This is a genomic window from Niveispirillum sp. SYP-B3756 (assembly GCF_009495745.1).
Taxonomy (GTDB): Bacteria; Pseudomonadota; Alphaproteobacteria; order Azospirillales; family Azospirillaceae; genus Niveispirillum.
This window is the reverse complement of sequence record NZ_WIDQ01000014.1, coordinates 102,638-112,948: the sequence shown is the minus strand read 5'-3', so window position 1 is coordinate 112,948 and position 10,311 is coordinate 102,638. Positions and strand designations below refer to the sequence as shown.

The 10,311-nt window shown below is 63.5% G+C and carries 10 protein-coding genes and 1 pseudogene; 6 read left to right on the top strand and 5 right to left on the bottom strand.

Going from position 1 to position 10,311, the window contains the following annotated elements; genetic code table 11:
• Positions 1–115: pseudogene (locus GE253_RS20595) on the top strand (IS5/IS1182 family transposase); the annotation flags it as partial.
• 228 nt (positions 116–343) lie between these two features.
• Complete coding sequence (locus tag GE253_RS20590; protein WP_153206025.1) at positions 344–814, top strand: hypothetical protein; 471 nt, start codon at positions 344–346, stop codon at positions 812–814.
• A 60-nt stretch (positions 815–874) separates the two neighbouring features.
• Here the strand turns inward: GE253_RS20590 and GE253_RS20585 are convergent, their stop codons facing one another.
• Together GE253_RS20585 and GE253_RS20580 are read right to left on the bottom strand one after the other, a co-directional pair.
• The gene (locus tag GE253_RS20585; protein ID WP_153206024.1) at positions 875–2,491 is read right to left on the bottom strand and encodes a peptide chain release factor 3; all 1,617 of its coding nucleotides are present in this window, start codon (positions 2,489–2,491) and stop codon (positions 875–877) included.
• Between the two features lie 163 nt (positions 2,492–2,654).
• Positions 2,655–2,924, bottom strand: a complete 270-nt coding sequence (locus GE253_RS20580; RefSeq protein WP_153206023.1) for a LysR family transcriptional regulator — start codon at positions 2,922–2,924, stop codon at positions 2,655–2,657.
• A gap of 166 nt (positions 2,925–3,090) precedes the next feature.
• On the opposite strand from GE253_RS20580, the gene GE253_RS20575 reads away from it, so the two are divergent.
• Positions 3,091–3,516: a GAF domain-containing protein gene (locus GE253_RS20575; RefSeq protein WP_247878784.1), complete on the top strand. Its 426-nt coding sequence runs from the start codon at positions 3,091–3,093 to the stop codon at positions 3,514–3,516.
• 7 nt (positions 3,517–3,523) lie between these two features.
• Here the strand turns inward: GE253_RS20575 and GE253_RS20570 are convergent, their stop codons facing one another.
• Together GE253_RS20570 and GE253_RS20565 are read right to left on the bottom strand one after the other, a co-directional pair.
• A complete protein-coding gene (locus tag GE253_RS20570; RefSeq protein ID WP_211101530.1) occupies positions 3,524–4,459 on the bottom strand; it encodes a DMT family transporter in 936 nt (311 codons plus the stop codon).
• 87 nt (positions 4,460–4,546) lie between these two features.
• Complete coding sequence (locus tag GE253_RS20565; RefSeq protein WP_348770915.1) at positions 4,547–6,082, bottom strand: YifB family Mg chelatase-like AAA ATPase; 1,536 nt, start codon at positions 6,080–6,082, stop codon at positions 4,547–4,549.
• Between the two features lie 239 nt (positions 6,083–6,321).
• On the opposite strand from GE253_RS20565, the gene GE253_RS20560 reads away from it, so the two are divergent.
• The 3 genes from GE253_RS20560 to GE253_RS20550 all read left to right on the top strand — a co-directional run bounded on the left by GE253_RS20560 (position 6,322) and on the right by GE253_RS20550 (position 9,657).
• Positions 6,322–6,780 carry a (2Fe-2S)-binding protein gene (locus tag GE253_RS20560; protein ID WP_153206020.1) on the top strand — a complete coding sequence of 153 codons (459 nt, stop codon included), beginning with the start codon at positions 6,322–6,324 and terminating at the stop codon, positions 6,778–6,780.
• A 4-nt stretch (positions 6,781–6,784) separates the two neighbouring features.
• Positions 6,785–9,031 (top strand): molybdopterin cofactor-binding domain-containing protein, encoded by a 2,247-nt coding sequence (locus tag GE253_RS20555; protein ID WP_153206019.1) that lies wholly within the window; start codon positions 6,785–6,787, stop codon positions 9,029–9,031.
• A gap of 236 nt (positions 9,032–9,267) precedes the next feature.
• On the top strand, positions 9,268–9,657 hold the full coding sequence (locus GE253_RS20550; protein ID WP_153206018.1) for a c-type cytochrome: 390 nt from the start codon (positions 9,268–9,270) through the stop codon (positions 9,655–9,657).
• A 168-nt stretch (positions 9,658–9,825) separates the two neighbouring features.
• Here GE253_RS20550 and mscL read toward each other — a convergent pair whose 3' ends face one another.
• The gene (gene mscL / locus GE253_RS20545) at positions 9,826–10,242 is read right to left on the bottom strand and encodes a large conductance mechanosensitive channel protein MscL (protein ID WP_153206017.1); all 417 of its coding nucleotides are present in this window, start codon (positions 10,240–10,242) and stop codon (positions 9,826–9,828) included.
• Positions 10,243–10,311: the final 69 nt, after the last annotated feature.

Genomic DNA, 10,311 nt, shown 5'->3' with positions numbered 1-10,311 from the left:
CTTCAACAAGATCAAACAGTTCAGAGGTATCGCCACCCGATACGACAAACAACCCGAGAACTTCCTAGCTGCCGTAAAGCTCGTCGCCGTCAGGCTATGGTGTCAGTCGTTATGAGTCTACGGCCTAATGCATAATGCAATGCCTTCAGCAAAGAAAATGAAGCCCCAAGACAATTGCATTTTGCAATTAGCAGCGAGGTAATCCGTTCTCTTATGCTGATTACCTTGCCTTTCCAGGCGACATCACCACCCAAAAACGATGGCACGGCGTTTGCTTTGCTCCTGATACCGGCTTAGAGACCGGACAAGGCCGAAAAGGCCACCAGGAACCGAGGTAGTGCCCGTGACCCGCTTTGTTACCGCGAAGGCCATCGCCTTCATCGCCATCCTGTTGCCCATTCTGTTCAGCTTCGTCGGCGCAGCCTCTGGCCACAACCTGAAGCTGCGCGGCAAGATGGAAACGGTATGTGAGCTGAAGATCAACGATCTGGCACGCGGCCTGAACCTGGGCAAAGGTGAATCCTCTGTCACCGTCGGCACGGTGAATGAACAATGCAATCAGTTCGGCTTTGTTGTCGGTATCAGTTCCGCCAATCGCGGTGCGCTGGTGGATCAGCGGGGCAACCGCATCCCCTATCAGGTACAATATGACGGGTCGGGCCTGCTGTCGCTGAGCGGGGAATGGATGTGGCTGCGTTTCTGGCCCAGCGTGGGCGACAATAACAAGGATTTGCAGGTCACGGTGCCCGCCCGCCCGCAGGCCACAGCGGGTGATTACAGCGACACCATCATCGTCACCATCGCTGCCCTTTGACAACAAAGGCCGCCGGATCGCCCCGGCGGCCTTTGTTTTACCCGCGACGCGGAACCCCGATCAGGCCGCCGCCGTCGTCACCTGCTTGTTCTGCTCGCGCGTCTTCAACAGGCGGATTTCCGGGAAATCTTCCTGTGCGCGGTTCAATTGCCAGCCATTGCGGGCCAGATAGACCAGCGCGCCATCATGGTCTTCCGCCATATCGGCGCGGCGGCTGTCGATGAAGGCTTTCAACTTCACCGGATCGTCGCATTCCACCCAACGGGCGGCATCGTACCCTGCCGTCTCGAACCGGGCCTTCATGCCATATTCGGCCTCGATGCGCGATGCCAGCACCTCAAACTGCAGCTGACCGACGACGCCGACCACCCAGTCGGCACCGACGATGGGCTTGAACACCTGGGAAGCGCCTTCCTCCGCGAAATGTTCCAGCGCCTTGCGCAGATGCTTCACCTTCATCGGGTCATCCAGGCGCACGCGCTGCAACAGTTCCGGCGCGAAGCTGGGCACGCCGGTGAAGCGCAGATCCTCACCTTCCGTCAGCGTGTCACCGATGCGCAGGGTGCCATGGTTGGGGATGCCGATAATATCGCCCGGCCAGGCATCTTCCGCCAGTTCCCGGTCGCGCGCCAGGAACAGCACGGCATTATTGACCGCCAGCAGCTTGCCCGACCGCATATGCTTCAGCTTGGTACCACGCTTGAAATGGCCGGAACAGAGGCGGAAAAACGCGATACGGTCACGGTGGTTGGGGTCCATATTGGCCTGGACCTTGAACACAAAGCCGGTGACCTTGCCTTCATCGGGTTCCACAGCACGCCCATCGGCCTTCTGTGGGCGCGGCGGCGGGGCATATTCGGCCAGCCCCAGCAGCAATTCGCGCACGCCGAAATTATTGATGGCGGAGCCGAAGAAGACCGGCGTCTGGTGGCCTTCGCGGTAGGTCTCCATATTGAAGGGCGGGCAAAGCTCCCGCACCATCATCACATCCTCGCGCAGCTTGGCTGCCTGATCAGCGGGGATCAGCTGATCGATCTTGGGATCGTCGATGCCGTGGCATTCGACGCCCTCGGTCGCCACATCGCCGGACCGGCGGTCCATCAGGATCAGCCGGTCGCGGATCAGATCATAGCATCCCCGGAAGTCAGAACCGGAACCGATGGGCCAGGAGGCCGGCGTCACCTCCAGCTGCAGATCACGCTCCACCTCATCCATCAGCTCGAACGGGTCGCGCGCCTCGCGGTCCATCTTGTTGACGAAGGTGATGATGGGCACATCGCGCATCCGGCACACTTCGAACAGCTTGCGCGTCTGTGCCTCGATACCCTTGGCGGCGTCGATCACCATGACGGCGCTGTCCACGGCGGTCAGCGTGCGATAGGTATCTTCGGAGAAATCCTCGTGGCCTGGTGTATCCACCAAATTAAAGGTGCGGCCGGCATAATCAAAATTCATCACCGACGCGGTGACGGAGATGCCGCGCTCCCGCTCCACCTTCATCCAGTCAGACCGGGCGCGCCGCTGCTCCCCGCGCGCCTTCACGGCACCCGCCATCTGGATGGCGCCACCGAACAGCAGCAGCTTTTCCGTCAAGGTCGTCTTACCCGCGTCGGGGTGGGCGATGATGGCAAAGGTACGGCGCTTGGCGACTTCTTCTTCAAGGATATTGGCGGGCATGGGGACACTTCTGACGGCTGGGCACGGATCAAGCGGTTTCAATAGCCGATTTGTCGCCGTCATAGGGGGGAAAGTTTTGCAGGGGGCCTGTGAAAGGCCAGGGAAGAGTGTGGCCGTTGTTCCAGGTCAGGGGCCGCAGTTGATACGAGGTCAGCCCTGACTTTCACGCCCGCCCGCTCATCCCCGCCAGGTCACCGCACAGCCGTTCATAATCCGCCACCACGCCGCGCGCCCATTCCAACAGGCGCTCGCCCTCCGGCGTCAGCCCCTCAAACCGGCGGCCGCGGCGGACCAGGGGGGCGGAAAGGTCGGATTCCAGCCGGGCGATGGCAGCAGACAGGGTGGGCTGGCTGATCACACAAGCATCGGCGGCGCGGGCGAAATGCTGCTCACGCGCAAGGGCGACAAAATAGGAGAGATGGCGTACCAGCATGGTGTGATCGCTCCCCAATGAACGTTATGTTTATATGGATATAGCGAATCCCGCCAGCAATCCAGCCTTTCGGCACGAACCGAAAGCCAAAGAGGACCAGATGTTCGACATCACCAAGCCGGCCGCCGACAGTGACAAGCCGACGCTCTATGCCGATCTTGCCAGCATGGCCGCCGGCATCCTGACGGGGGAACGCGACCGCATCGCCAATTGCGCCAATATCGCCGCCCTGATGTTCAACACCTTGCCGGACCTGAACTGGGCCGGTTTCTATCTGCTGCAGGGGGCGGAACTGGTGCTGGGGCCGTTCCAGGGCAAGCCGGCCTGCGTGCGCATCCCGCTGGGGCGCGGTGTCTGCGGCACGGCGGGGCAACAGATGCGGTCGGTGCTGGTGCCCGATGTCCATGCCTTTCCCGGCCATATTGCCTGCGACGCGGCCTCCCGTTCTGAACTGGTGGTGCCGCTGATCCAGGATGGCCGACTGCTGGGCGTGATCGATCTGGACAGTCCCCTGCCGAACCGGTTCGATCCGGCCGATCAGGCGGGGATCGAGACGCTGGCCACCCTGCTGGTGGATGGGTGCGACTGGTAAGGTCGCTTTACTCCCGCCGCGCCGGCATCCGCGTCACCAGCCAGATGCCGGCGCAAACCAGGATCAAGGCGCTGAGATAGCTCCAGCGCAGCAGCGATTCGCCCAGGAAAATGGCGGAGAGCGAAACGCCGAAGACCGGGATCAGGAAGTTGAAGGGGGCGACCATGCCCACCGGATTATGCTTCAACAGCAGGCTCCAGACCGAGAAGGCCACAGCGGAGAGCAAGGCCAGATAGGCCAGCAGGGCACCCGCCTGAATCCCCATCGCTTCCAGATGGCCACCACCAACCATCCCGATTCCGGTCAGCACCAGCCCACCGATCAAAAGCTGCCAACCGGTCATCACCATCGCATCCATGCCGCGTGACAGGCCTTTGCCATAGATGGCCGCCGCCGCCAGGATGAAGGCGGAAAAGGCGACGAATCCTTCGCCCGTCAGGGTGAAATCAAAGGCCAACGCCCCTGCCCCGCCCTTTCCCAGATTGACCACCACCACGCCGGCAAATCCGATCAGGCAGCCCAGCGCGCGCACCCCGTTCAGCCGGTCGCTGGCATAGATGAAATGGGCCAGCACGACGCTGAAAAACACGCCGGTGGCATTCATGATGGATGATTTGATGCCACTGGCATGGGCGACACCGATATAGAAAAACACATATTGCAGGGCCGTCTGCACCAGCCCCAGCAAAACCACCTGCCCCGCCTGCCGCCGGCTGACCGGCAACAGCCGCTTGCGCAGGCCCAGTGCGGCCAGCAGCAGGATCAACCCCGCCAGGGTGAAGCGCCAGCCGGCGAACAGCATCTGTCCGGCCAGATCGGCGGGGACAATATGTAGCAGCGCATAGCCATTCTTGATGGCCGGATAGGAGCTGCCCCATAGGGCACAGCAGAGGGTGGCCAGAGCGTAAACGCCGGGCCGGGTCTGGTAAAGGGCGGGTTTCACGGGAGATCAAGGACCAATTGGGCGAACGAAAACCGGGGCATGACCCCACGAACGCCCCCCTATATACCCCCCGCCCGCCGGGGGCAATCACCGCCCCGGCGCCACCCGCCGGTAAGACAGGGCTTCGGCCACATGCAGCCGGCGTACCCCGTCCGCCCCCTCCATATCCGCCAGGGTGCGGGCCACGCGCAGCACGCGGTGATAACCACGGGCCGACAGTTTCAGCCTTTCCGCCGCCTCCGTCAGCAAAGCGCGGCCCTGCGCCTCGGGGGCGGCAACCTTTTCCAGCACCTCCCCATCCGCTTCCGCATTGGTGCGGATGGCGGGCTGGCCGCGCGGCACCAAGGCGGCATAGCGTTCCCGCTGGATATCGCGTGCCTGGGCCACGCGGGCCGCCACCTCCGCCGTGCCCTCCCGCGGCGGCGGCAGCGACAGGTCAGCGGCTGAAACGGCCGGTACGTCGATATGCAGGTCGATACGGTCGAACAGCGGGCCGCTGATCTTTGACTGGTAATCCGCCGCGCATTTCGGCGCCCGCCCGCAGGCGAGCGACGGATCATCCAGATGGCCGCAGCGGCAGGGATTCATCGCCGCCACCAGTTGGAAGCGGGCGGGATACGTCACATGATGGTTGGCACGGCTGACAGTGGCGCGCCCCGTTTCCAGCGGCTGGCGCAGCGCCTCCAGCGCGCCACGGGCAAATTCCGGCAGCTCGTCCAGGAACAGCACACCTTGGTGTGACAGGCTGATCTCGCCCGGTCGGGCCCGACTTCCCCCGCCCACCATGGCCGCCAGGGTGGCGGAATGATGGACTTCTCTAAACGGCCGGGTGCGGATCAGCTTGCCGCCCTCCAGCGATCCGGCGATAGAATGGATCATGGAGACTTCCAGCGCCTCCGCCGCATCCAGCGGCGGCAACAGGCCCGGCAGCCGGGCGGCCAGCATGGATTTGCCCGATCCTGGCGGTCCCAGCATCAGCATGTTATGGCCGCCGCTGGCCGCCACCTCCAGCACGCGCTTGGCCGTTTCCTGGCCTTTCACATCGCGCAGATCCTTGTGGCTGCCCGCCTCCTCCAGCCCGGCCAGCTTCGGCTCCGGTCGGGTCAGCACCTGGGTGCCCTTGAAATGGTTGATCAGGGCCAGCAGCGAGGACGGGGCCAGAATATCCAGCCCATCGCCGGCCCAGGCCGCCTCCCCGCCGCAGGCCGCCGGGCAGATCAGCCCCTTGCCATTGGCCGAGGCATTGATGGCGGCCGGCAGCACCCCGGCGACGGGCGAGATGGAACCATCCAGCCCCAGTTCGCCCAGCGCCTGATAATCCGCCATGGCATCGCCGGGCAGAATGCCCATCATCACCAGCAGGGCCAGGGCGATGGGCAAATCGAAATGGCTGCCTTCTTTCAGCACATCGGCGGGGGCCAGATTGACGGTCAGCCGCTGCGGCGGCAGGGCGATACCTAGCGCGTGCAGGGCACCGCGCACCCGTTCCCGGCTTTCCCCCACGGCCTTGTCCGGCAGGCCCACCACGGTAAAGGCCAGCGGCCCGCCGGTCATTTGCACCTGCACATCGATATCCAGCACCTCAATGCCCTGGAAGGCCACCGTTCCTACACGCGCCGCCACGCCCCACCCCCGGCTGTTACCCTTTATAGGTAGCACAACAGCCGGGATATTCAGGTGAATTCTCTTCGATGCACCTGATAGGCGCCATCGATCAAAAGGGTCATTTTCTGCAAGACGGGAATGGTTCCACCCCTTCATGATGGCATTTGAAAAAGGCCCCGGCATCCAACCGCCCTACCCGTCAGGGATGGCAGCGGGGAATGCCGACCCCCGAACGCCTTTCGATTGGGACTGAAGAGATGATCCGCCTCAACATCAATGGGCAGGTCCGTGACGTGGACGTGCCGGCAGACATGCCCCTGCTGTGGGTGCTGCGTGACGAACTGAACATGACCGGCACCAAGTTCGGCTGTGGTCAGGCCTTGTGCGGGGCCTGCACCGTGCATGTCGATGGCGTGGCCACCCGGTCCTGCCAATTGGCGGCCTCTGCCGCCGCTGATGCCAAGATCACCACCATCGAAGGCATTCAGGGCAAGGCCGCCCAGGCCGTGCAGAAGGCCTGGGCCGATCTGGATGTGGTGCAGTGCGGTTACTGCCAGTCCGGCCAGATCATGGCCGCCACGGCGCTGATCGCCGAGAACCCGAACCCGACGGATGCGGATATTGAAGCGGCGATGGACGGCAATGTCTGCCGCTGCGCCACCTATGTGCGGATCAAGGCGGCCGTGAAGCAGGCCGCCACGCTGGCGAGGACGTGACGCCATGAAAAACCTGCCGCAGATCCTGCGCGCCGCCGCTGCCGATGTGGTGGAGGCCGCCCCCTCCCGCCGTTCCTTTCTGAAGGGTGCCGCCGGGGCCGGTGGGGCGCTGGTGATTGGTGCCGTGGTGCCGCTGGGCGCCATGGCCGCCCGCCCCACCCCGGCCCTGATGGGCCCGCCCGATCCGCGCCCGAACGTGTTTGTCCGCGTGGCCCCGGACAGCAGTGTCACCGTGCTGGTAAAGCATCTGGACAAGGGCCAGGGCATCATGACCGGCCTGACCACCATCGTGGCGGAGGAGCTGGACGCCGACTGGGCGCAGATGCGCGGGGAATTCGCCCCTGCCGACAGCAAGCTTTACGCCAACCACGCCTTCGGGATGCAGGGTACCGGCGGTTCCACCGCCATCTTCAACAGCTGGGATGAGCTGCGCATGGCGGGTGCCGCCGCACGCGCCATGCTGGTGGAGGCAGCAGCAGCCGAATGGAAGGTGCCGGCCGGCGAAATCAGCGTCGCCAAGGGCGTCATCAGCCATCAGAAATCCGGCAAGAGCGGGCCGTTCGGCCCGTTTGCCACGGCAGCATCCAAGCTGCCGGTGCCGGCCAGTGTGAAGCTGAAGGACAAGGCCCAATATACCCTGATCGGGAATGAGACGCTGCACCGTCTGGATCACATCTCCAAGACCGATGGCTCCGCGATCTTCGCCATGGATATCCGCCGTCCCGGTCAGGTGACGGCGGTGCTGGCTCGCGCCCCGCGCTTTGGTGCGACCGTGAAGAGCGTGGATGACAAGGCCGCCCGCGCCATTCCCGGCGTGTTGGAGGTGCTGAGCCTGCCCATCGGCGTGGCCGTGGTGGCCAAGAATAGCTGGATCGCCATCAAGGGCCGCGAGGCGCTGAAAATCACCTGGGATGACAGCCAGGCGGAAAAGCGCGGCACCGACCAGATCCTGGCCGATTACCGCGAACTGGCCAAGAAGCCCGGCGCCGTGGCAACCGCCAAGGGTGACACCGCCGCCGCCATCAAGGGCGCCGCCAAGGTGATCGAGGCGGAATACAGCTTCCCCTATCTGGCCCATGCGCCGATGGAACCGCTGAACGCTGTGGTGGAACTGACCGAGGATGGCGGGGCAGAATTCTGGGCCGGCTCCCAGTTCCAGGGTGTGGAACAGCGGGTTGCCGCTGGCATCCTGGGCACCACCCCGGACAAGATCAAGATCAACACGGTCTGGGCCGGCGGCAGCTTCGGCCGCCGCGCCACCCCGACCGCTGATTACATGGCCGAAACGGTGATCATCGCCAAGGCACTGGCGGCGAAGGGCAAGAAGGCCCCCGTGCATCTGGTCTGGACGCGGGAAGATGATATCAAGGGCGGCCGTTACCGCCCGCTGGTCCTGCATAAGTTGCGGGCCGGGCTGGATGCCAAGGGCAATATTGTCGGCTGGGAACAGCGCATCGTCACCCAATCCTTCATGACCGGCACGGTTTTTGAGGCCTTTGCGATCAAGAACGGGGTGGATAGCAGTGCCACCGAAGGGGCGGCCGATCTTGCCTACAAGGTCGCCAACCTCTCCGTTGACATGCATATCACCAAGTCACCGGTGACGACGCTGTGGTGGCGGTCGGTGGGGCATACCCACACGGCCTATGCCAAGGAAGCCTTCATTGACGAGCTGGCGGCGGCAGCCGGCAAGGATGCCGTGGCCTATCGCCTGGGCCTGCTGGAAGAACATCCGCGCCTGCGGGGCGTGCTGAAACTGGCGGCGGAAAAGGCCGGCTGGGGCAAGCCGCTTGCCGCCGGTCCGGCCGGCAGCAAGCGGGGCCGTGGCGTGGCCGTGCATGAAAGCTTCAGCTCCTATGTCGCCCATGTCGCTGAGGTGACCATCAATGCCGATGGCAAGGTGAAGGTGGATCGCGTGGTGGTGGCGGTGGATTGCGGCATTGCCGTCAATCCCAACGTCATCAAGGCGCAGATCGAAGGCGGCACCGGCTGGGGCATCGGCCACGCCCTGCGCGATGCCATCACCCTGACCGACGGCATCGTCGATCAGGCCAATTTCGACACGTTTGAACCGCTGCGCTATTCTGACATGCCGGCGTTGGAGGTGCATATCGTTGACAGCGCCGAACGCCCGACCGGCGTGGGCGAACCGGGCGTGCCCGGTGCCGCCCCCGCTGTGGCCAATGCCATTGCAGCGGCCGGCGGCAAGCGCCTCTATGACCTGCCCTTCAGCAAGGCGGGCATTGTTTGATACCGACCCGCCTGCCCGCGGACCCATGCCCGCGTAAGCCAAGGGCGCGGATGCGCCCGCCCGGCGCCTGAGAGGACGCAAAATCTCCCTGGATCGGTCACGATCCAGGGAGATTGGTCCGGCGCGAAAGGGGTAATGCTGCCGGGCGCTGGAATGGTTTCCCGGCAGCGCCCCATCATTGTCACCAGGGCTTCCAACAAGGACCGGGGTTTGAGCCCCGGTGGTCACAGGGGACAATGATGACAATAAGCAGGCTGATCCTGTCGGGCTTGATTTTCGGGGCATTGGTGCTACCCGGCGTGGCACCGGCCCAACCAGTCATCGGCAATGCCGATGCCGGCCAAAAAACTTTCGAGGCCCGTTGCGCCACCTGCCACGCCCTGGAACCCGGCCGCGCGAAAAAGAAAGGGCCGCATATGCAGGGTATTTTCGGCCGTACCGCCGGCACACAAAAGGGCTTCCGTTACTCCAAAACCATGCGGCAGAGTGCCCTGGTCTGGGATGCCTATACGCTGGATAATTATCTTTACGACCCGCCCCACACAATGAAGGGCACCAGCATGGTGCTGAAGACACCGGAGCCCAAGGATCGGGCGGACCTGATCGCCTATCTGAAAACCTTGTGAATTGAAGGACGGCGCCCGGTCAATCCGGGCGCCGTCAGCGCTTATTCCGCTCTCCCTCAGGCGCCGGGCGCCGCCATCCGGCGGCTTGGCTTGCGGCGCACGAGCGCCGGGTCGGCAGTCGCTGACCTCAATCTCCCTGAAGACCAAGCTTCAGGGAGATTGTCATTATCAGGGCTGGCGATCCTGTTTCAACAGGTCGCGGATTTCCGTCAGCAGCAGTTGGTCCTTGGTGGGTGCCACCGGGGTGGCGGCATCCTTCTTGTGCAGCCGGTTCACCTGCTTGACCAGGATGAACACGGCCCAGGCCACGATGAAGAATTTGATCACCGCATTGATGAACAGACCATAATTGATGGTCGCAGCCCCGGCATCCTTGGCAGCGGCCAGCGAAGCATAGTCCCCCCCCGACAAGCTGATGAAGTAGTCGGAAAAGTCGATCCCCCCCATCACATAGCCCATAGGCGGCATCAACACATCATTCACCAGTGAGGTGACAATAGCGGTAAAGGCAGACCCGACAATGATACCGACCGCCAGGTCGATAACGTTGCCGCGGCTGATGAATTTCTTGAATTCCTCAAGCATGAGGGCTCCCCCGAATCACAAATAACGGCGCTACAGCGCCATCCCGGTCGGTCGAGATTGCTGTATCGG

Excerpts from the sequence above, each read along its gene's own strand:
- GE253_RS20585 (WP_153206024.1), bottom strand. The coding sequence starts at position 2,491 with ATGCCCGCCAATATCCTTGAAGAAGAAGTCGCCAAGCGCCGTACCTTT.
- GE253_RS20580 (WP_153206023.1), bottom strand. The coding sequence starts at position 2,924 with ATGCTGGTACGCCATCTCTCCTATTTTGTCGCCCTTGCGCGTGAGCAG.
- GE253_RS20575 (WP_247878784.1), top strand. The coding sequence starts at position 3,091 with ATGGCCGCCGGCATCCTGACGGGGGAACGCGACCGCATCGCCAATTGC.
- GE253_RS20560 (WP_153206020.1), top strand. The coding sequence starts at position 6,322 with ATGATCCGCCTCAACATCAATGGGCAGGTCCGTGACGTGGACGTGCCG.
- GE253_RS20555 (WP_153206019.1), top strand. The coding sequence starts at position 6,785 with ATGAAAAACCTGCCGCAGATCCTGCGCGCCGCCGCTGCCGATGTGGTG.
- GE253_RS20550 (WP_153206018.1), top strand. The coding sequence starts at position 9,268 with ATGATGACAATAAGCAGGCTGATCCTGTCGGGCTTGATTTTCGGGGCA.
- mscL (WP_153206017.1), bottom strand. The coding sequence starts at position 10,242 with ATGCTTGAGGAATTCAAGAAATTCATCAGCCGCGGCAACGTTATCGAC.